The sequence below is a fragment of the Pantoea sp. B623 genome (assembly GCF_024814475.1).
GTDB lineage: Bacteria > Pseudomonadota > Gammaproteobacteria > Enterobacterales > Enterobacteriaceae > Pantoea > Pantoea ananatis.
Genome location: NZ_JANUXM010000004.1, coordinates 3,736,223 through 3,758,000, shown reverse-complemented (window position 1 = coordinate 3,758,000; position 21,778 = coordinate 3,736,223). Strand labels below are relative to the sequence as shown.

At 55.7% G+C, this 21,778-nt stretch carries 17 protein-coding genes; 14 read left to right on the top strand and 3 right to left on the bottom strand.

Annotated features, from left to right (window positions below):
- The first annotated feature begins 35 nt into the window (after window positions 1-35).
- On the top strand, window positions 36-950 hold the full coding sequence (hemF, locus tag NXS97_RS19495; RefSeq protein ID WP_013026653.1) for an oxygen-dependent coproporphyrinogen oxidase: 915 nt from the start codon (window positions 36-38) through the stop codon (window positions 948-950).
- A gap of 98 nt (window positions 951-1,048) precedes the next feature.
- On the opposite strand, the gene maeB is transcribed toward hemF, so the two are convergent.
- Window positions 1,049-3,328 carry an NADP-dependent oxaloacetate-decarboxylating malate dehydrogenase gene (maeB, locus tag NXS97_RS19490; protein ID WP_013026654.1) on the bottom strand — a complete coding sequence of 760 codons (2,280 nt, stop codon included), beginning with the start codon at window positions 3,326-3,328 and terminating at the stop codon, window positions 1,049-1,051.
- 360 nt (window positions 3,329-3,688) lie between these two features.
- On the opposite strand from maeB, the gene tal reads away from it, so the two are divergent.
- Together tal and tkt are read left to right on the top strand one after the other, a co-directional pair.
- On the top strand, window positions 3,689-4,639 hold the full coding sequence (gene tal, locus NXS97_RS19485) for a transaldolase (RefSeq protein ID WP_014594257.1): 951 nt from the start codon (window positions 3,689-3,691) through the stop codon (window positions 4,637-4,639).
- Window positions 4,640-4,701: 62 nt separating this feature from the next.
- A complete protein-coding gene (tkt, locus tag NXS97_RS19480) occupies window positions 4,702-6,702 on the top strand; it encodes a transketolase (RefSeq protein ID WP_019106053.1) in 2,001 nt (666 codons plus the stop codon).
- A 222-nt stretch (window positions 6,703-6,924) separates the two neighbouring features.
- On the opposite strand, the gene NXS97_RS19475 is transcribed toward tkt, so the two are convergent.
- On the bottom strand, window positions 6,925-8,286 hold the full coding sequence (locus NXS97_RS19475; protein ID WP_014594259.1) for a 2-hydroxycarboxylate transporter family protein: 1,362 nt from the start codon (window positions 8,284-8,286) through the stop codon (window positions 6,925-6,927).
- 305 nt (window positions 8,287-8,591) lie between these two features.
- On the opposite strand from NXS97_RS19475, the gene NXS97_RS19470 reads away from it, so the two are divergent.
- The 3 genes from NXS97_RS19470 (at window position 8,592) to ampH (ending at window position 12,281) form a co-directional block, all read left to right on the top strand.
- Complete coding sequence (locus NXS97_RS19470; RefSeq protein ID WP_112900113.1) at window positions 8,592-10,229, top strand: sensor histidine kinase; 1,638 nt, start codon at window positions 8,592-8,594, stop codon at window positions 10,227-10,229.
- Window positions 10,219-10,905, top strand: coding sequence for a response regulator (locus NXS97_RS19465; RefSeq protein WP_112900112.1), 687 nt, complete (start codon window positions 10,219-10,221; stop codon window positions 10,903-10,905). The genes NXS97_RS19470 and NXS97_RS19465 overlap by 11 nt, the downstream gene beginning before the upstream one ends.
- Before the next feature lie 212 nt (window positions 10,906-11,117).
- Entirely contained in the window at window positions 11,118-12,281 is a 1,164-nt protein-coding gene (gene ampH, locus NXS97_RS19460; RefSeq protein ID WP_259232814.1) for a D-alanyl-D-alanine-carboxypeptidase/endopeptidase AmpH, read from the top strand.
- Here the strand turns inward: ampH and NXS97_RS19455 are convergent.
- Window positions 12,278-13,345: a DUF1176 domain-containing protein gene (locus tag NXS97_RS19455; protein ID WP_014605307.1), complete on the bottom strand. Its 1,068-nt coding sequence runs from the start codon at window positions 13,343-13,345 to the stop codon at window positions 12,278-12,280. The genes ampH and NXS97_RS19455 overlap by 4 nt on opposite strands.
- A gap of 489 nt (window positions 13,346-13,834) precedes the next feature.
- Here NXS97_RS19455 and NXS97_RS19450 point away from each other — a divergent pair, with 489 nt between their 5' ends.
- From NXS97_RS19450 to NXS97_RS19415, 8 genes are read left to right on the top strand one after another with little or no spacing between them, the layout of a single operon-like run.
- Complete coding sequence (locus NXS97_RS19450) at window positions 13,835-14,665, top strand: DeoR/GlpR family DNA-binding transcription regulator (RefSeq protein WP_013026662.1); 831 nt, start codon at window positions 13,835-13,837, stop codon at window positions 14,663-14,665.
- 11 nt (window positions 14,666-14,676) lie between these two features.
- A complete protein-coding gene (locus tag NXS97_RS19445; protein ID WP_112900111.1) occupies window positions 14,677-15,657 on the top strand; it encodes a substrate-binding domain-containing protein in 981 nt (326 codons plus the stop codon).
- A gap of 2 nt (window positions 15,658-15,659) precedes the next feature.
- Window positions 15,660-17,165, top strand: a complete 1,506-nt coding sequence (locus NXS97_RS19440; protein ID WP_013026664.1) for a sugar ABC transporter ATP-binding protein — start codon at window positions 15,660-15,662, stop codon at window positions 17,163-17,165.
- On the top strand, window positions 17,158-18,147 hold the full coding sequence (locus NXS97_RS19435) for an ABC transporter permease (RefSeq protein WP_105077655.1): 990 nt from the start codon (window positions 17,158-17,160) through the stop codon (window positions 18,145-18,147). The genes NXS97_RS19440 and NXS97_RS19435 overlap by 8 nt, the downstream gene beginning before the upstream one ends.
- A 14-nt stretch (window positions 18,148-18,161) precedes the next feature.
- Window positions 18,162-19,214 (top strand): ABC transporter permease, encoded by a 1,053-nt coding sequence (locus NXS97_RS19430; protein WP_072138199.1) that lies wholly within the window; start codon window positions 18,162-18,164, stop codon window positions 19,212-19,214.
- A complete protein-coding gene (gene alsE, locus NXS97_RS19425) occupies window positions 19,214-19,906 on the top strand; it encodes a D-allulose 6-phosphate 3-epimerase (protein WP_015699768.1) in 693 nt (230 codons plus the stop codon). The genes NXS97_RS19430 and alsE overlap by 1 nt, the downstream gene beginning before the upstream one ends.
- Window positions 19,903-20,799, top strand: a complete 897-nt coding sequence (gene alsK, locus NXS97_RS19420) for an allose kinase (RefSeq protein ID WP_014594269.1) — start codon at window positions 19,903-19,905, stop codon at window positions 20,797-20,799. The genes alsE and alsK overlap by 4 nt, the downstream gene beginning before the upstream one ends.
- Entirely contained in the window at window positions 20,796-21,755 is a 960-nt protein-coding gene (locus tag NXS97_RS19415) for a ribokinase (protein ID WP_015699767.1), read from the top strand. The genes alsK and NXS97_RS19415 overlap by 4 nt, the downstream gene beginning before the upstream one ends.
- The last annotated feature ends 23 nt before the right edge of the window (window positions 21,756-21,778 follow it).

Sequence of the window (21,778 nt, the reverse complement as noted above, 5' to 3'; positions counted from 1 at the left end):
ATCACGTCCAATTTTTACCAAGAGAAGCTCATCACATGCCAGATATCTCCCGTGTAAAAACGTTCCTGTTGGATTTGCAGGATGAGATTTGTCGCAAGCTGACCGCCGAAGACGGCGGTGCCCATTTTATTGAAGACAGCTGGCAGCGCCCCGGCGGCGGCGGCGGACGAAGCCGCGTGCTGCGTGATGGCGCCGTCTTTGAACAGGCCGGCGTCAACTTTTCGCACGTTCATGGCGATCAGATGCCCGCGTCCGCTACCGCGCATCGGCCTGAACTGGCCGGGTGCAGTTTTGAAGCCATGGGCGTGTCGCTGGTGATTCATCCGCACAATCCCTATGTGCCGACCAGCCATGCCAACGTGCGTTTCTTTATTGCCGAAAAACCGGGTGCCGAGCCTATCTGGTGGTTTGGCGGCGGCTTCGATATGACACCGTTTTACGGTTTCGAAGAGGATGCGCTGCACTGGCATCAGACGGCTTTTGATCTCTGCCAGCCTTTTGGCGAGGACGTGTACCCGCGCTTTAAAAAGTGGTGCGACGACTATTTCTACCTAAAACACCGTGACGAGCAGCGCGGGATTGGTGGGCTATTCTTCGATGATGTTCATCTGCCTGGCTTTGAAAAAAGCTTCGCGCTGATTCAGGCGGTGGGCCGGGGATTCCTGGACGCCTATCAGCCCATCGTGGCGCGCCGCAAGTCGTTGCCGTTTGGCGAGCGTGAACGTCAGTTTCAGCTCTATCGTCGTGGTCGCTACGTGGAATTTAATCTGGTGTGGGATCGCGGCACGCTGTTTGGCCTGCAAACCGGAGGCAGAACGGAATCGATTCTGATGTCTCTGCCGCCTCTGGTACGCTGGGAATATGATTATCATCCTGAGCCGGATTCGCCAGAGGCCGCGCTCTACCGCGATTTTCTGCCGGTGAAGAACTGGCTTAACCTGCCCGAGTGACGTTCGTCTTCCTGCCCCGCGTAACGGGCAGGAAGACAAAGTTAACAGCGCTTTCATGCGCGAAGGTGAAAATCGGGGCTGCATGCGGCCCCGTTGTGTTACAGCGGCTGGGTTTGTGCTTCTACCACCGCCAGCGCCACCATATTAACGATGCGCCGCACGGAGGCGATGCGGGTGAGTACGTGCACGGGTTTGGTCATCCCCATCAGCACCGGCCCCACCGTCACGCCGTCAGCGTGCGAGACGCGCAGCAGGTTGTAGCTGATTCGTGCCGCCTCCACGTTGGGCATAATCAACAGGTTGGCGCTGCCTTTCAGCGGGCTGTCGGGCATGATCTCCCGACGAATGCTCTCTACCAGTGCCGCATCGCCGTGCATCTCGCCGTCAATTTCCAGCTCAGGTGCGCGCTGCTGCACCAGCGCCAGTACGTCACGCATTTTTCGAGCGCCAGGAGAATTTGAGGTGCCAAAGCTGGAGTGCGACAGCAGGGCAACCCGCGGTTCAATACCAAATCGCCGCACGGTTTCGGCCGCCATTAACGTGATGTCCGCTAACTGCTCGGGTGTGGGATCTTCATTTACGTAGGTATCCGCAATAAAGGTGTTGCCGTGCGGCAGCAGCAAGGCATTCATGGCCCCTGCCACTTTCACATCGGAACGCAGGCCCAGCACTTTCTCCACAATCTCGTAGTGCTCGTTGTAATCCCCGATGGTGCCGCAGATGAGCGCATCCGCTTCACCGCGATAGACCATGATGGCCCCAATGAGCGTCGGATTACCGATCACCGCGCGCTGTGCCTGCTCGGGCGTTACGCCGCGCCGCTTCATCATCTGGTAATACTCGTTCCAGTATGCTTTAAAACGGGGATCGGATTCGTTGTTGACGATTTCGAAATCCTTTCCGGCTTCGATCTTCAGCCCCTGCTTTTCAAGGCGCATCGCGATAACGTTCGGGCGGCCTATCAAAACAGGTTTTGCCAGCCCCAACGACACTAATTCCTGCGTCGCATGCAGCACCCGAACCTCTTCCCCCTCTGCCAGCACCACGCGCTTCGGCGCTTTGCGCGCCTGAGAGAAAATCGGTTTCATAAACAGATTGGTTTTATAGACGAATTCCGTGAGCTGTTCGCGATAGGCGTCGAAGTCGCTAATGGGCCGGGTCGCCACACCGGAATCCATCGCCGCCTTCGCCACCGCCGGGGCGATCTGCACAATTAACCGGGGATCGAAGGGTTTGGGGATCAGATATTCCGGGCCAAAGCTCAGGTCCTGATCGCTATAGGCCGAAGCCACCACATCGCTCTGCTCCGCCTGCGCCAGCTCGGCTATCGCGTGTACCGCCGCCAGCTTCATCTCTTCATTGATGGCCGTTGCGCCAACATCCAGCGCTCCCCGAAAGATAAACGGAAAGCACAGGACGTTATTCACCTGATTAGGATAGTCAGAACGGCCGGTGCAGATAATGGCGTCGGGCCGCACGGCCTTAGCGAGCGGCGGCAGAATTTCTGGCTGCGGATTCGCCAGCGCCAGAATCAGCGGATCGCTGGCCATGGTTTTGACCATGTCAGGCGTCAGGACATCCGGGCCAGAGCAGCCCAGAAAAATGTCGGCGCCCTCAATAACCTCGGCCAGCGTACGTTTTCCCTGATCCTCAACCGCATAGTCGGCCTTGGTCTCCGCCATATTGGGCTCGCGCCCACGGTAGATCAGCCCTTTTGAATCGCACACCTGAATATTGTGCTTCTGCAAACCCAACGCGACCAGCAGATTCATGCAGGCAATCGCCGAGGCGCCCGCGCCGGAGACCACCAGCCGCACGTCGGAAATCGCCTTCTTGATAATACGCAACCCGTTTAACACCGCCGCCGTGCAGATAATCGCCGTGCCGTGCTGATCGTCGTGGAACACCGGGATTTTCATGCGTTGCCGTAGCTGCTGCTCAATGTAGAAACACTCTGGCGCTTTGATATCTTCCAGGTTGATACCGCCGAAGGTGGGTTCCAGCGCCGCGACGATCTCGATCAGCTTATCGGGATCGTGCTCATCGACCTCAATATCAAAGACGTCAATACCGGCAAACTTCTTAAATAAAACGCCCTTGCCTTCCATCACCGGCTTACCGGCCAGCGCACCAATGTTGCCCAGGCCCAGCACCGCCGTGCCGTTAGAAATAACCGCCACCAGATTACCGCGTGCGGTGTATTTATGGGCGGCCAGGGGATCGGCGGCAATTTCTAAGCAGGGTGCGGCGACGCCGGGTGAATAGGCCAGGGCCAGATCGCGCTGAGTGGCCAGCGGTTTAGTGGGCGAGACCTGAATCTTGCCGGGAGTGGGATACTGGTGAAAATCGAGCGCACTTTGCTTCAGTTGGTCATCCATTTGACATCCTTCTTCGCCAGGTAAGTGAACGCCCAGTATAGAAAGCAGACAACCGCAAAGCGGTGAGGCGCTTCAAAGAACCTCATTTCTTAAGGCACAGATTGTTACAGTCTGGTCTGCGTCATTTGTCATGGCTGCTATTCTTAATAACCGGGCAGTCGTTATCCGCTGAAATGTCATCTCGGATGATTGCGCGCTACCCTCATCGCACAACATTCAGAGAAAACGCATTTTCACTGCACCCAGTCTGTTGCAAGGTGGTGAGTCGGCGTTACTGCGACCGGTAATGTCTGCACTGATTAGGGCACGAGGCCAGAGGTGTTCCCTTTCGTTACAACGTTTTTTTCAAGGAGTGTAGAAATGAACCAGCTTGAAGCCCTTAAACAGTTCACTACCGTGGTGGCTGACAGTGGCGATATCGAATCGATTCGAAATTATCACCCACAAGATGCGACCACCAACCCCTCGCTTATTCTGAAAGCATCTGCTCTCCAGCCTTACAAACACCTGATTGATGACGCCATCGACTATGCGAAAAAGCAGGGCGGCAGCAAAGAGACGCAGATCATCAACGCCAGCGACAAAGTGGCAATCAATCTCGGTATGGAAATCCTGAAAAGCATACCGGGCCGTGTTTCGACCGAAGTGGATGCGCGCCTCTCCTTCGATCGTGGCATGTGCGTCACGAAAGCGGAAAAGCTGGTTCGCATGTATGAAGAACACGGCATTGACCGCTCACGCATCCTGATCAAACTGGCTTCCACCTGGGAAGGCATTAAGGCGGCTGAAGAACTGGAAAAAAATGGTATCCAGTGCAACCTGACCTTGCTGTTCTCCTTCGCGCAGGCCCGTGCCTGTGCCGAAGCCGGTGTTTACCTGATTTCACCTTTTGTGGGCCGTATTTACGACTGGTACAACACCCGCAAACCGATGGACCCGTATCACGTGGATGAAGATCCCGGCGTGAAATCCGTACGCCGCATTTACGATTACTACAAGAAGCACCGCTATGACACCATCATCATGGGCGCCAGCTTCCGTAAAGTTGAGCAGGTGCTTGCCCTGGCCGGTTGTGACCGCCTGACGCTTTCGCCTAACCTGCTGGAAGAGTTGCAAAACAGTGAGGAGCCCGTAGAGCGCAAGCTCGAACCCTCAACCGAATGTTTCCACCAGCCTTCCCCGCTGTCCGAAGCCGAATTCCGTTGGGAACATAATCAGGACCCGATGGCGGTAGAGAAACTGGCTGACGGTATTCGTCAGTTCGCCGTTGACCAGCAAAAACTGGAAGATGTGCTGGCAGCGCGCCTGTAGTTTTCCCCTCTTTTACCGGGCGGGAGCACTCCCGCCCTGATGCTTAACAAGGGAGACCCTTTATGTCCTCACGCAGAGAGTTGGCTAATGCGATTCGCGCATTAAGTATGGATGCGGTACAAAAAGCAAAATCAGGTCATCCTGGTGCGCCAATGGGCATGGCTGATATCGCCGAAGTCCTGTGGCGCGATTTCCTCCAGCACAACCCAACCAACCCCGCCTGGCTGGATCGTGACCGCTTTATCCTTTCAAATGGCCACGGCTCCATGCTGCTGTACAGCCTGTTGCACCTGACCGGATACGATCTGCCGATTGAAGAACTGAAAAACTTCCGCCAGCTCCACTCTAAAACGCCGGGCCACCCGGAAATTGGCTATACGCCAGGCGTGGAAACGACCACGGGTCCGCTGGGCCAGGGCCTGGCGAACGCCGTAGGTCTGGCGATTGCTGAGCGCACGCTGGCGGCCCAGTTTAACCGTCCCGATCACGATATCGTCGATCACTTCACCTATGTTTTCATGGGCGACGGTTGTCTGATGGAAGGCATTTCTCATGAAGTCTGCTCGCTGGCCGGTACGCTGGGACTGGGCAAACTGATTGGCTTCTACGATCACAACGGTATTTCTATTGATGGTGAAACCGAAGGCTGGTTTACCGACGATACGCACAAACGCTTTGAAGCCTATAACTGGCATGTGGTGGGTGAAATCGATGGTCATGACGCCGATGCGGTTAAAGCCGCGATTCAGGAAGCGCAGAGCGTCACCGATAAGCCGTCACTGATCATCTGCCGTACGGTCATTGGCTTTGGCTCACCGAATAAAGCCGGTAAAGAAGAAGCCCACGGCGCGGCGTTGGGCGAAGAAGAAGTGGCCCTGACCCGTAAGCAACTGGGCTGGAACTACCCGGCGTTTGAGATCCCCAAAGAGATTTACCAGCAGTGGGATGCCAAACAGGCCGGCGCTGAGCGCGAAAAAGCCTGGAACAACAAACTGGCGGCCTATAAGCAGGCTTATCCAGAGCTGGCCGCCGAATACGAGCGCCGCATGAACGGCGGCATGCCGGCAAACTGGGAAGCGGAAACCGCGAAGTTTATTGCCGAGCTGCAGGCCAATCCGCAAAAAATTGCCAGCCGCAAGGCCTCGCAGAATGCCCTGGAAGCCTATGGCAAACTGCTGCCAGAGTTTCTGGGCGGTTCTGCCGACCTGGCACCGAGCAACCTCACCATCTGGTCTGGCTCAAAATCCATCAAAGACGATCCGGCCGGAAACTACATCCATTACGGCGTGCGTGAATTTGGCATGACGGCGATCGGTAACGGCATTGCCCACCACGGCGGCTTTGTGCCCTATACCGCCACCTTCCTGATGTTCGTTGAGTACGCCCGTAACGCGGCGCGCATGGCGGCACTCATGAAGGCCCGGCAGATCATGGTGTATACCCATGACTCCATTGGCCTGGGCGAGGACGGCCCAACCCACCAGCCGGTTGAGCAAATTGCCAGCCTGCGCGTGACGCCAAACATGAGCGTATGGCGCCCCTGTGACCAGGTGGAGACGGCAATCGCCTGGCAGGCAGCGATTGAGCGCCACCATGGCCCGACAGCGCTGATCCTGTCGCGTCAGAACCTGGCTCAGCCTGAGCGTACCGCAGAGCAGGTGGCTAACATCAAGCGCGGCGGTTATGTGCTGAAGGAGTGCGACGGCACGCCAGACATCATCCTGATTGCGACCGGCTCCGAGGTAGAAATAACCCTGGGTGCCGCGACGAAGCTGACAACTGGCGGTCACAAGGTGCGCGTGGTTTCACTGCCCTCCACTGACCTGTTTGACGCACAGGATGCCGCTTACCGTGAGTCGGTGCTGCCTTCTGCGGTTAAAGCGCGCGTGGCGGTAGAAGCAGGCATCGCCGACTACTGGTATAAATATGTTGGCCTGGACGGTGCCATTGTGGGCATGACGACCTTCGGCGAGTCGGCGCCGGCCGAGAAGCTGTTTGCTGAATTTGGCTTTACGGTGGAAAACATCGTCAGCCATGCAGAAGCACTGCTGAAACCCGCATAATCTACTTGCTGCTGAGCGACCTGCTGCTTTGCCTCAGGTCGCCTGGCCAACACGACGTGCCAGCCCTGCGCTGGCACGTCGCTTTTCTGAACGCCTGCTTTCGTCTCTCTCAGCCTCTCCCGCTTTCTCAGCCCTACTCCCGGCAAGGGATTCAGGCTATCTCACGCCTGCACCGTTCGGGAGCCATGCTGCTTTGCGAGCGCTTCAGTCGGCGTAACAGGTTTACTTGAGAAAATGGCTCAGTAATAACAACGAAAGCGAAACGTTAATGGCCCCGCCGATGCGCGTGGCGATCTGCGCAAACGGCATCAGGCCCATGCGGTTACCGGCGGTAAGAATCGCCACATCGCCCGTACCGCCCTGCCCACTCTGGCAGCAGGAAACAATGGCAACATCGATGGGATGCATGCCAATCTTTTTCCCGACAAAGAAGCCCGTTGCGACCAGCGCACTGACCGTGCTGATAATCACCAGCAGGTTGGTGAGCGTAAACGCGGTAACCAGAATATGCCAGGGCGTGATGGCGACACCGACGGCAAACAGAACCGGATAGGTTACCGCCGTGCGGAAGAAGCGATAGACCACCTGAGAACCGGCCAGAATACGCGGAGAAACCCCATTCACCAGTTTTACCAGCACGGCCAGGAACAGCATCCCTACCGGCGCAGGCAGTCCTGTCAGCTTCTGCCCTAACATCCCTACCATATAGAGCAGCACCGCCAGCAGCGCCCCGGACGCAATCGCCGTCACGTCAACTTTACCGGAGAAAACGGACTGCAGCGGCTCGGGTTCAACATTGGTCACGTTTGGCATCAGCTGGCCTTCCCCGGTGAGGTGCGGATAACGTTTACCCAGTTGGTTCAGACAGCCGGAGATAATAATGGCGGTCACGCCACCCAGCATAACCATGGGCAGGATGCGGCCCAGCGCCACGCCCTGATCCATATGGAGCAATGCCGCATAGCCGATGGAGAGCGGAATGGCACCTTCACCGACGCCTCCCGCCATAATGGGCAGAATGATGAAAAAGAAAATCTGGAAGGGTTCCAGCCCCAGCGCTAAACCCACGCCCATGCCGACAATCATCCCCACGATTTCACCACAGAGCATGGGGAAAAAGATGCGCAGAAAGCCCTGGATCAGCACCGTGCGGTTCATGCTCATGATGCTGCCAACAATGATGCAGCAAATGTAAAGATAGAGAATATTGGTCGATTTGTAGAATTGCGTCGTGGACGTTACCACGATGTCGGGAAGCAAACCGTAGTACACCAGCGCAGAAGGAATAAAGGTGGCGCAGATAGCCGCTGCCCCTAAACGCCCCACCACGGGCAGGCGTTTGCCAAACTCTCCGCAGGCAAAGCCAAAAAAGGCCAGCGTGGCGACCATGACCACGATATCGCTTTTTAGCGTTCCACTCAGGCAGTCTACCGCAATGAGCGCACCGGCCAGCACAAACAGCGGCAGAGGAATAATCCCGACTTTCCAGTTATCCATAATATGCCACCACTGCTCTTTCAGGGTTTTCCTGCGCGGTGAACGGGTCAGCGTGTCAGACAGAAAAGAATTATCAGGTGAGCTCATTATTATCCTCTTTGCGTCATCGTTTTTTTTCAGGATGCCGGGAAAAAAGGCGGAATTACGTGAAGAAGAAGGTATCTGGCATAAAGTTTTAATGGTGTTATTTCCAGAGCGTGATCCGCATCGTGATAATCGCCGTGGTGTTTATGGTTTTTATTCCCCGCTGCCGTTACTCAGCCTTTTAAGGGGCTTTTTTAGCGTAGGTAATCGATAAAAATCACTATTTATCAAACAATTAAACCGATGTAGTTCCTATTGTTAAAAAGATGATACATTGAAGTTATTATTCCAAAATACGTGTGACAGTCATGAAGTTGTCATTTCAAACGAAGCTGTTTCTTTCGCTCGTGGTTTTTTCGTCTGTCCTGTTCGTGTTACTGGGAAGCTATTATTACGTCAGCATCACCCGGCAGCTTTATCAGGCGATGAGCATGCGCGCGAAGGTTCAGGCAGACGAGATCGCGCTGATTCCGGAACTGAAAAAAGCGGTGGCGGATCGTGACATCCCGACCATCAATGTGCTGATGAAGGCTATCGCCCGTAAAAGCGATGCCAGTTTTATTGTGATTGGCGATAACCAGGCCCTGCATCTTTTTCACTCGGTGACGGCGAACCGGATTGGCAAACCGCTGGTGGGCGGCGATAACGCAGCGGTGCTGGCAGGGAAAAGTATCACCACCATTCGGACAGGCGGCCTGGGAATGTCACTGCGAAGTAAGGCACCCATCCTCAACGACCGCGGCCAGGTCGTCGGTATTGTTTCCGTTGGCTACCTCGCCCGCTATCTGGATGCCATCACCTTCAGCAACATGATCAACCTGTTGATCGTGGCGGCGCTGGTGCTTATTGCCCTGTTTATTTTCTCCTGGTTTTTTACCTGCAATATTAAAAAACAGATTTTCTCGCTGGAACCGCGCGAGATCGGCCTGATGGTCCGCCAGCAAAAAGCCATGATGGAATCGATCTATGAAGGCGTCATTGTTATCAATGAACAACTGCGGATCGAAGTGATTAATCAGGCTGCCCGCAAGCTGCTGGGACTGTCACAGTCCGCCGAGGCGCTGCGCGGCGAGTCTGTCAGCCAGATCGTCTCCCCGGTGCCCTTTTTATCGCAGCCCGTGATGCTGGAAAAAGATACCCACGATGAGATTTGCCAATTTAACTCGCTGACCGTCATCGCCAGCCGGGTGCGTATCATGCTGGAGGACGCGCTAATGGGATGGGTGATCACCTTTCGCGATTTTAACGACATCGATTCCCTCAGCGCCCAACTCAGCCAGGTGAAACGTTATGTCGATAACCTGCGCATCATGCGTCATGAACAGCTTAACCGCATGAACACGCTTTCCGGGCTGTTGCACATGGGGCGTTTTGACGAAGCGATTGGTTACATTGAAGCGCAGTCCGAGCACGAGCAGGAGTTGCTGGACTTTGTCTCGGCTCGATTCACTTCGCCTCTGCTGTGCGGCTTATTACTGGGCAAAGCCGCGCGCGCCAGAGAAAAAGGCGTCATTCTCCACTTTGATCCCGCGTGCCTGATGGATAAGCCGTTTCCCACGCTTTCCGATGCCGAACTGATTTCGGTGATTGGCAACCTGCTGGACAACGCCATTGAAGCCACGCAGCGCGCCCCGTTGCCTCATGAACCTGTTGAAGTACTGATTAAACTCAGTACCCGTGAGCTGATCATCGAAGTGGCGGATCGCGGCGTGGGCATTACTCCGGCGATCCGCGAGCGCATGTTTGAACGTGGCATGACCACCAAAACCCGAGGCGATCACGGCATCGGGTTGTATTTAACCGAAAGCTATATTACCCGTGCAGGGGGAACCATTGAGGTCAGCGACAACGTGCCCCGTGGCGCGGTGTTTTCGCTGTTTATCCCCTGTGCGCAAACCAACAGCTGTCCCGTAACGGAAACGGAGAACGTCCGCGATGCAACATGATCCTGTTACTGTCCTGATTGTTGAAGATGAGCCTGAACTGGCTCAGCTTCATGCAGAACTGATTGGTAAGCACCCTGAGCTCAGGCTGGTCGGCATAGCCAGCTCCCTGGCAGAAGCCAGACAGCAGCTTGAACTGACCGCGCCACAGTTGGTGCTGCTGGATAACTACCTGCCTGATGGCAAAGGCATCACCCTGATTGGCGATCCGTTGCTGGCCAACGCGAACTGCTCCATTATTTTTATTACGGCGGCCAGTGATATGGATACCTGCAGCCAGGCCATTCGCAACGGTGCCTTTGATTACGTGCTTAAACCGGTATCCTGGAAACGCCTTAACCGCTCGCTTGCCAACTTCATCGCCTTTGCAGACCAACAGCGCACATGGAAAATTGTCGATCAGAAAAATGTCGATGTGCTGTATCAGTTGCAGGCGAAGAACTACCCGCACGATAACGGCAGCAAAGGCATTGAGGAAAATACCCTGGCCCGGGTTCAGACACTGTTTACGCCCGCCACAACGCGCCTTTTTTCGGTCGATGAGGTGATGACAGTAACCGGGCTGAGTAAAACGACCGCCCGCCGCTACCTGGAGCACTGCGTGGAAACCGGCTTTCTGACGGTCGAAATGCTGTATGGCAAGGTGGGCCATCCCCGGCGCATGTACAAACGCACCTGACCGAACGGGTGTCCCGCGCTCGCCCTGCGCCGGTTCAGTCAGGTGGCTTTCAGGGGCAAAATGCGGCGCCAATCCCATGACGTCACCGGCCCGTCTGGCCCGCATGCTGTAATCCGAAACAAAAAAAACTGTCCTTTGCTCTTCCCGTCATCCGCAAACTGATTACTATAGGTTTTCACCCGATTCCTATAGCGAAGCCCTCTCCGTTGAAAATGCGCACTCCTTACGTACTGGCTCTACTGGTTTCTTTGCTTCCCCTTAAAAGCATGGCGCAGGTTGCGCCCGATCCGTTGCTGGCATCCCAAATTGTTGACCGCTATGCGGAGCATATCTTCTATGCCAGCGGTGCGACAGGCATGGCGCTGGTCGCAATAGATGGTAATCAGCGGGTTTTCGCCAGCTTTGGTGACACGCGGCCAGGAAACAATATTCGCCCCCAAAAGTATTCGTTAATTCGTATTGCCTCACTCAGCAAGCTGATGACCAGTGAAGTCATGGTGAAGATGGCCGAGCGCGGGGAGATTCGCCTTGACGATCCGCTCAGTAAATATGCACCGCCCGGAAAGCGGGTGCCCAGTTTTGATGGTCAGCCCATTCGGCTGATTAACCTGTCTACCCATACCAGCGGTCTGCCGCGAGAGCAGCCCGGCGGCAAACCCCATCGTCCGGTGTTTGTCTGGCCGACACAGAGTGAACGCTGGCGTTGGTTAAACACGGCCAGCCTTAAAGCCGCCCCCGGCACCAATGCGGCCTATTCCAATCTCGGTTATGACCTGCTGGGCGATGCGCTGTCGCGCGCGGCCGGTAAGCCTTATCCTGCCCTGCTGCAGCAGTTAATTACCCGTCCACTGGGGATGAAAGACACCACCTTTACGCCGTCACCTGAGCAGTGCGCACGCCTGATGGTGGCGGAAAAAGGCGCCAGCCCCTGTAATAACACGCTGGCGGCCATCGGCAGCGGTGGCGTATATTCGACGCCTGATGATATGGGCCGCTGGATGCAGCAGTTCCTCAACTCCTCGGTAAATCACCGTACGCCACAGATCGACCGCCTGCAGACGCTGATCTACCGTCGCGACCAGTTGCATAAAGTTGACGGCATGGACGTGCCGGGCAAAGCCGACGCGCTGGGAATGGGGTGGGTTTATATGGGGCCGGCCAACGGTCGCCCTGGCATTATCCAGAAAACCGGCGGCGGCGGCGGCTTCATCACCTATATGGCGATGGTTCCCCAGCAAAACGTCGGGGTTTTTGTGGTCGTTACCCGCTCGCCTCTGACGCGCTTTACGCCGATGAGTGACGGCGTAAACAACCTGCTCGCTGAGCTGGTGGGCAATCAGAACGGCTCGCCGATGATGGTCCAGGCGATTCCTTAACCGCTCACCGCTGATGAGGCTGACTGGCTCACCCAAAGCGTGGGCCAGTCGTCACTGCTGTGCCAGGCATCGCAGGTTGACTCCTCGGCATACTCGGCTAAAACAAAATGCTCGCCGTCAAACTGCCAGCGGGTCGCGGTACCACAGTCGCCAAGTCCGCGTCCTTTGCCAAAGGTATAGAGTTGCCCGCTTGCCGCATCATAATCTGCGTTAATCAGCTCCAGCTGGCGCTCTGATGCGCCCGGCGGGGTAAAAGGCAAGGTCAGCGTAATCCCACGCGCCACATAGGGCGGCGCACGCGTTACTTCAAAAGCCAGATCGATCACGTTATATGCGCCCATTTCACAGCTGACCAGCAGCAGCGCTTTTTTGTCTGTCAGCGGCGAGACGCTGACTTCGCGGCGCAGGGGATCAAGGGAACAGGTATCCGAATTTACCCGCCACGTTCCGTAGTCGATCAGCCCGCTGGTCTCGTCACGCGTCAGTGGCGCAGGCGCAGCCATCGCCGGCGGCAGTTGCGGTACGGCCGGTGCGGCCGGGACGCCGGTTCTTCCTCCACGCCTGACCCAGGCACTCATGCTATTCACCCGGCCCTGCACATCGTCCATAAATAACAACGCGGCTTTCATACCGCGCAACGAGATCTGCGGACCGGCATTGAACGTCAGCTGCAGGCTTTTCGCATCCATGGTCAGTTCAAGAAATTCGTTAATGGCGATAGGATTGCTGGTAGCAAGATGGTGTGGCTCAACCGTCCAGTGCTTGAAGTCAGGCCGCAGCCGACGTTGATCGACTAAAAGATTATCTTGCAGCGCCGGGCCGGGCAGCGCGCCGCTGTATGCGCTGCCGTAATCGATGCGCAGTAACGGTTTGTCATCGGATCCCGCACTGCGGGAAAGCGTCATAACCAGGCCCTGGTCGCCAGGTATGCTGCGCGCAACGCAATGCGCCGCATTATTGCAGGTGAGTTGCCAGTCAGAAAACAGCTTCTGTACCGGATCAGCCTGAGCAGCGGCAACCATAAAAACAGACAACGCAAACAGCGATTTCATCCCATACCACATTAAGAAAAGCGAACCCCAACTTCTTTGAGTGGAAGATGATAGCGCAATAGCGCACGTCACGAGGGCCGCATTCTGTGAAGTGCTCAGCAAGCGCAGCTAACCGACTAAAAAACATCCGCTTTACAACAAAAGAAAGGCGGTGATCTCTGCAGAATAGTCATCATGCTGTTTCACTCTGTTGCGCTCAATCGGATTCGTCGGACATTCCCGCCAGTCGAATCGGTCAAATACACATAAACGGTCAAAAACAGGCATGTTATAGTCGCCACAGGTGCAGGCATAAAAGCCTGTCAGCCCTATTTCTTACGGTTAAATAACCCTAATTTAGTGATATCAGTCACGTCTTTAATATACCTATTACATAGTTTTTCATAAAAACCCAACAAATATCTCTTTACGCACGCTGTGAGAAGAGTGACCTGCGTAGCCACGCTCAGGCCACATTTTTGCCGCGTGCCTTCCAGTACTTTATAACCCTCGGAGGCCAGCATGTTGCCGATTGAACGCCAGCAGAGAATTATTGATGAATTAATGCGTAATGGACGCGTGATTGTCGCTGAACTGACCGCCTTATGTCAGGTCTCGCAGGAAACGATTCGTCGGGATTTAGCGCAACTGGAAAAGAAAGGCATACTCCAGCGAAGCCATGGCGGCGCTGTTCCGGTTAAACAATATAATGCAGCCATTCAGATAAATAACCGGGCCATTAATGAGTATGAATTATCTTTCCGGCAGCGAATTAATGAACATGTCGATGCCAAAATGACCATTGCTAAGCGGGCGCTGGGGTTTATTAGCCCAGGTGATTGTTTATTACTCGATAGTAGTACCACGTGTTTTTATCTGGCCCGACAGTTACCGGATATTGAATTAACTGTATTAACTAATTCTTTACGCATTGTGCAGACCCTGGCGGCGCGCAGCAGTATTCGCACGATCTGCCTGGGTGGCGAATATTCCGATCGCTATGAAGATTTTCACGGTATCGTAACTGAACAACCGTTAAAAGAGTTTCAAATAAATAAAATCTTTTTTTCCTGTAGCAGCCTGGGCAACGACGGTTATTTACGCGAGGGGAATGAACATAATGCACATTTAAAACAACAACTCATTCTGGCAGCTGAACGCAAACATTTATTAATGGATAGCTCTAAGTTTCTTCGGCCCTCATTCGCGCGTGTTTGTCATTATCGCGATGTGGATTTTCTTATTACCGACCAGTTAAAAGATAAAGAGCTGGAACAGGAACTGGCGTGGAACGGGGTAAATATTATCGACTGTTCACAACGGCCTCAGTCCGTGCAGCTTATTAATCAATAAATGGAGTCACTATGAAAAAACAGCTTATCGCCTGCTCCCTGATCGCGTTATTCGCATTCCAGGCTCAGGCAGCAGAAAAAATACGTATGGGCATCGTGGTGAAAATTGGCGGTATTCCATGGTTCAACGCGATGGAAGCCGGGATTAAAAGTGAAGCGGCGAAAAGCGGCATAGATGCATGGATGGTCGGACCCACCGCAGCCGATCCCGCCTTGCAGGTACGCGCTATTGAGGATTTGATTGCGCAGAAAGTCGATATCATTGGCGTAGTCCCCAACGATCCTAAAGTCCTGGAGCCCGTCTTACAGCGGGCGCGCGATGCGGGCATCAAAGTGATTACCCATGAATCACCGGGTCAGAAATTCGCCAACTGGGACTTTGAGTTAGTGGATGCAGCCACGCACGGCATCAACCATATGAAAGCGCTGGCAGCCTGTATGCACGATGATGGGCAATACGCCATGTACGTTGGCAGCCTGACGGTGCCGCTCCACCAGCAGTGGACCGACGCTGCGCTGGCGTATCAAAAACAGCATTATCCCAAAATGCAGTTGGTCACCGACAAATTTGGCGTAGGCGAATCGCTGGATGATTCTATCCGTACCACCAACGAGCTGATGTCTAAATATCCCAATCTGAAAGGGATTTTAGCCTTTGGCTCACAGGGCCCTATCGGCGCAGGCCGGGCCGTAATGAACCGCAATAAGGTTAACCAGGTGTGCGTCATCGGAGCCTTCAGTCCGGGCCAGGGCGCGCAGCTCGTCAATCGGGGCGCGATCAAAGGCGGCTATATCTGGAATCCCCATACGGCCGGTGAAGTGTTTGTCCGTCTTGCCGAGATGATGGAGAAAAACACGCCCATTAAAGATGGCATGACCATTGAGGGATTAGGCAAGGTCCGGGTCGATGACACGACGCATACCCTTCTGGGCAATAACACCGAAAGCCTGGATAAAGCCAACCTGCCGAAACTGATTAAGCTGGGGCTGTAGAGATGAGACCTGTCGCACCGCAGACGCTCGTGACGTTAGATGCGTTGTCGAAAACGTTTGGTGGTCATCGTGCGCTGAGCGATATTTCGCTGACGCTGCTGGCCGGAGAAGTGCACTGCCTTGCCGGGACGAATGGTTGTGGCAAAAGCACGCTCATTAAGGTGATTTCAGGCGTTCATGCGCCGGATGAGGGCAGCGAGATCCGTCTGGGCGAAGGGGAAATTTTGCCCCGCCTCTCAACCCAGCAGGCCAGAGACTTTGGTATACAGGTGATCTATCAGGATCTGTCTCTGTTCCCTAACCTGAGCGTGGCCGAAAACATTGCGTTTGAACACAACCTGCGTGGCCTGTTCGGCTGGCATCAGCGTAAAAGGCTGCATGCCAGCGCCCGACGTATCGTTGACGAGCTTCAGTTTGAACTCGATCTCAACGAGAAAGTGGCGCACCTCTCCATTGCCCAGCGGCAACAGGTCGCGATTTGCCGGGCACTCGTTGCCGATGCCAGGCTGGTGATCATGGACGAACCCACAGCCTCGCTAACCCGAACAGAAGTGAATCAGCTGCTGCGCACGGTGCGCTATCTCAAACAGAAAAACATCTGTGTGGTGTTTGTCAGCCATCGACTGGATGAAGTACTGGAAATCTCCGATCGGGTGACGGTTATTCGCGATGGCCGCAGGGTTGGCAGCTGGCCAGCACAGGACATGACGCCGCACCGTCTGACAGAACTGATGACCGGACAGAAGCTGGAATATCCGTTGAAAAACGTCACGCGCAGGCGCGATCGCGTGTTGCTGGAAGTCGAACACCTCAGCCGGAGCGGGCAGTACCACGACGTGAATTTTCGTTTGTACGAAGGCGAGGTGCTGGGGCTCTGTGGCCTGCTGGGTTCGGGTCGTACCGAGCTGGCTCTGTCGCTATTTGGTATGACCCAGCCCGACAGCGGCAAGATTTGGCTGGACACGAAACCGGTACGCTTCCGTAGCCATGAAGACGCCATCAAAGCCGGTATTGGCTATGTCTCAGAAGACCGTCTGACGCTGGGACTGGTTCAGCAACAGTCGGTGGCCGATAACATGGTGTTGCCGATTCTCGATAAGCTGCAAAACCGCTTTCACCTGATTGATGAATACCGTAAGAACAGGCTAATCCTGCAGTGGATTCAGCAGCTTGGCGTCCGGGTTGCCGATCCCGAGCAGGCAATTTCCACGCTTTCCGGCGGCAACCAGCAAAAGATTGTTTTAGCCAAGTGGGTACTCACTCAACCTCGCCTGTTAATTCTTGACTCGCCCACCGTCGGCGTCGATGTCGGCGCGAAGGCCAGTATCTACCAGCTGATCCACGAACTGGCGCGAGAAGGCTTATCGATTATGTTGATTTCCGATGAAGTCCCGGAGGTCTGGCACAACTGCGACCGCATTTTGCATTTCCGTGAGGGGACGATCCATGCCGAATACCAGCCAGACCGAGTGCAAGAACAGCAACTGGCGGAGGTCATCAATGCCTGACTTATCCCGTTTACGTCCTCATTCCAGCCAGGGCTGGCTGACCTGGGTTTTACTGCTGTTTATTGGGGTGTTTTCGCTGTCCAGCGACCAGTTCCTCAGCGTACAAAACCTGCTGGATTTAGCCGAAAGCTATGCGGTCACCGGCATCTTCGCGCTAGGGCTCTTTGTGGTGCTGGTCACCGGCGGCATCGATATCTCCTTTGCTGCCGTGGCCTCGGTGGTGCAGTACTTCATCGCCTCCCTGTTTGTGCACTATCAGTTTGATCACGCCCTGCTGAGTATTGGCCTGGCGGTGGCCTGCGGCACGCTGTTCGGCATGATCAACGCCTGGCTCATTACCTGGCTGCGGGTGGTCTCCATCATCATCACGATCAGCATGCAGTCGCTGCTGTTTGGGCTGCTGATGTGGTCAACCGGCGGACGCAGCCTCTATCAGTTGCCTGAATGGTGGATCACCCTTCGCAGCGTGCTGCCGTTTGAGTGGCAGGGCCAGACGTTTCAGCTTGGCCTGCCCCTGCTCGTCCTGCTGGTCATCGCCACCCTGACGGCCGTGTTACTCAACAAAACGCATCTGGGCCGCCAGCTTTATGCCGTGGGCGGTGATGCGGAGTCCGCGCGGCGCATCGGGATTCGCGTTGGTTTGATTCACCTCTTTGCCTACGGCTGGCTGGGGGCGATGGCGGCCATTGGCGGACTGGTGCAGGTTTATCGCATGGGTGAAGTGGTGCCAAACGCGTTGGTCGGCGGTGAACTGGATGTGCTGGCTGCCACCGTGCTGGGTGGTGCCAGCCTGATGGGCGGAAAAGGCACGGTCAGCGGCACCTTAATGGGGGTTTTCCTGATCGCCATTTTAAAGAACGGCCTCAACCTGATTGGCGTATCCAACTATTTCATGAACATCGTGGTCGGTGGCGTGATTATAGTCGCCATCGCCGTCACGCACTATAAAAAGCGCAAAGAGACTGACGTCAGCTTTGTCTGATGGGAGAAGCACACATGAAACCTTTAACTGCGTTGAAACCTGACGGTACCAATACCGGCCTGCTGCTGCTCATCGCGTTTGCGCTGGCGCTGTTCAGCATCCTGCTGCCCGGCCGTTTTTTTACCGATTCCACCTTTCTCAGCATGGCCTTTCAACTGCCTGAGCTGGGCTTGCTCACCCTGGCGATGTTTATTGCCATTCTGAGTGGCGGATTAAACCTGGCGATTATTACCACCGCCAATCTGACCAGCCTGTTCATCGCCTGGGTGCTACTCGGCATGTTGCCAGACGGGGCGGGAACCGGTCAGCAGCTGGCCTGGCTGCTGCTGGCGGTGCTGGGTGCCATGTTGATTGCTGCACTGATTGGCCTGATCACCGGCGTGATGGTAACCCGCATAGGTGCCCATCCCATTCTGGTGACCCTGGCCACCATGATTACCCTCAACGGCATCGGCATCTGGCTGACAAAAGGCGCCGCGGTGAGCGGCATGCCGCCGGTGGTGCGCGCTTTGGGCGCCGACACGCTGCTGGGCATTCCTCTGCCGCTGTGGGTCTTTTTCGTGGCCGCGGCGCTGCTGGCGGTGTTCCTGGGGAAAACCCGTGCAGGTAAGTGCATCTATATGGGCGGAAGCAACATTAATGCCACCTGGTTTAGCGGAATTAATACGCATCGCATGATCGTGCTGGTGTATGTGATTTCCAGCCTGCTATGCGTGCTGGCGGGGCTCGTGATGATGGCGCGATTTAACTCTGCGCGTATGGGCTATGGCGATGCGTACCTGCTGCTGACCGTGCTGGCCATTATTCTTGGCGGCACCGATCCCAACGGCGGTTTTGGCCGTGTGACTGGCGTCGTGCTGGCGCTGATTGCCCTGCAGATCCTCTCAACTGGCTTCAACCTGATGAATATCAGCCAGCACGTCAGCCTGGCGATGTGGGGCGCAGTGCTGATTGTGGTGCTGGCCGTGAAACAGGGTAAAGCCCGACTCAATGAACGCCGTGCCATGAAGCGCAGCAAGCGCCTGAGTGCGGTACTGAATCCTCTGACTGAGAAAAAGGAAGTATGATGCGAATTCAAATCTCCCCGTCGTTGATGTGTATGAACCTGATGGAGATCAAGCAGCAGTTGGCTGTGCTGAACACCCGCGCTGACTTCCTGCATGTTGATATCATGGATGGTCACTACGTCAAAAATATCACGCTGTCACCGTTCTTTATTGAGCAAATTCGCCCGCACACGCCAGTGGCTATCGATGTGCATTTGATGGTTGAGCAGCCCACCGATTTTATTGAGGCAGTCGCCAACGCCGGAGCGGACTATATTTGCCCGCACGCAGAGACGATCAATCGGGATGCCTTCCGGGTGATCAACCTGATTCGCAGTTTGGGGAAAAAACCGGGCGTGGTATTGAACCCCGCCACGCCGGTGTCCTTTATTCATCATTACCTGCATCTGCTGGATAAGATCACGGTGATGACGGTGGATCCGGGTTATGCCGGGCAACCCTTCATACCGGAAATGGTGGAGAAGATTCGGGCACTCAGTGCGTTAAAACGCGCCCACGGCCACCACTATTTGATTGAGATCGATGGCTCCTGTAATCAACGCACTTATCGCACCCTGCTGGAAGCCGGAGCGGAAGTGCTGATTGTCGGCACCTCGGGCCTGTTCAACCTGCATGACGATCTCTCCACCGCCTGGACAATGATGCGCGACAGTATTGATGCCGCGCAGGGACTGGCGCAGGAGTCTGCATGAAATCACGCTGGCTTGGCATTGATATTGGCGGCACCAGTACCCGTTTGCAGCTGATGGAAGAAGGCCGGAACTGGTGCGGCTTCCGTAAAGTGCCGACCGCCAGTTGGTCGCAACAGGCGGATGCGCTGGTCGCGCTTGGCGATCTGATTTGCGAAACGCTGGAGGCGCAGCCGGTAAGCGGGGTGATGCTTGGCCTGCCCGGCATTCTCAGCCGTGACCGCCAGCAGGTGATCTCGCTGCCCTTTATTCAGGCGCTGGATCAACAACCCGTCGTGGCACGGCTCAGCGCGCGCCTTGGCGTTCCGGTTGCCATGGATAAAGATGTGAACCACCTGATGCTGTGGGATCTGCTGCAGTTGGAGACGTTACCCAATAATGCCGTGGGGTTATATCCCGGCACCGGTCTGGGTAATAGCCTGTGGCTGGAAGGCCGCTTTTATCATGGTCATCATGGCGGCTCAGGCGAGCTGGGCCATATTCCGCTGGCGAACAACGACCTGCCCTGCCCGTGCGGCAACCGGGGCTGTGCCGAAACCCTGATATCCGGTCACTGGCTCAGCACCTGGGCGGCAGCACAACAGCCGGATACGGGGATTTCGCAACTCTTTACCCGGCATGGCGATCACCCTGATCTGCGGGCGTTTGTGCAGCGGCTGGCACAGCTGATCGCCAGCGAAATGAACATTCTGGATCCCGAGTACCTGATTCTGGGCGGTGGCGTACTGTCGATGGCGGATTTTCCCTTGGTGCAGTTGCGCAGCGCCATTCAGCAACATCTGCGACCGCCCGTTACGCGCCAGGGTTTAAAAATCGTTTTCAGCCATGCGACCGATCACACGGGCTGTCGCGGTGCCTGTCTGGCCGCCGAGCGCTGTTTTGGAGGGGAAAAATGAAAGGCAAAGTGTGCGTGTTCGGTTCCTTCAACCTGGATATCGTGGCAGGCATGGCCCGCTTTCCGCTACCGGGTGAATCATTAATTGCCCAGCACAGCATGATGGGGCCCGGCGGCAAAGGCGCGAATCAGGCCACCGCCGCGCTTCGTGCGGGCGCCCGGGTGCACTACATCGGCAAAGTGGGCAACGACGACTTCGGCATATTTGCCCGCCGGCATCTGGAAAAAACCGGCTTTGATGCCATTACGCTGTTCACCTGCAAAGAGAAACCCACCGGCAATGCGTTGATTTACGTGGCCGGTAATGACGCTGAGAATATGATTTCTGTTTATCCTGGGGCGAATCTCACCGTCAGCGCAGCGGAAGTGACGCGCTGCAGGCCGACCGTTGCCGCGGCGGATATTTTGCTGGTACAGCTGGAAAATAATCTGAGCGCGATTCAGCGCATGATCGATCATGCCCGGGCGGCAAATACCTTTGTCATCCTTAATCCGGCACCGTTTCAAAAAATCAGTGACGCTCTGCTGGCAAAGGTCGATCTGCTGACGCCCAACAGCACCGAAGCCATGCTGCTGACCGGCGTGAAGGTCACGGACCTCGCCAGCGCCCGGCAGGCCGCCCTTGTGCTGCACCGCAAGGGCGCACGTCAGGTAATTATTACCCTGGGTACGGCGGGCGCCTTACTGTCTGACGGGCAACAGCTGCTGCATATTCCGGTGTTTCCCGCCACGCCGCTTGATACAACCGGCGCGGGCGATGCCTTTAACGGTGCGCTGGCTGCCCGGCTGGCCGCCGGCGTTTCTCTGGAACAGGCTGCACTGTTCGCCGCAGCGTTTGCCTCCCTGTGCGTTGAACGACAGGGAGCCGCTCATGCTATGCCCGCTTATGCCGATGCACTGGCGCGCCTGCAGGCGCACCCGGAATGCGTGGCCGAAAGCGTGCTGGCCTGCGCGTAACATTCAGGCAGAGGCGCCTGGTG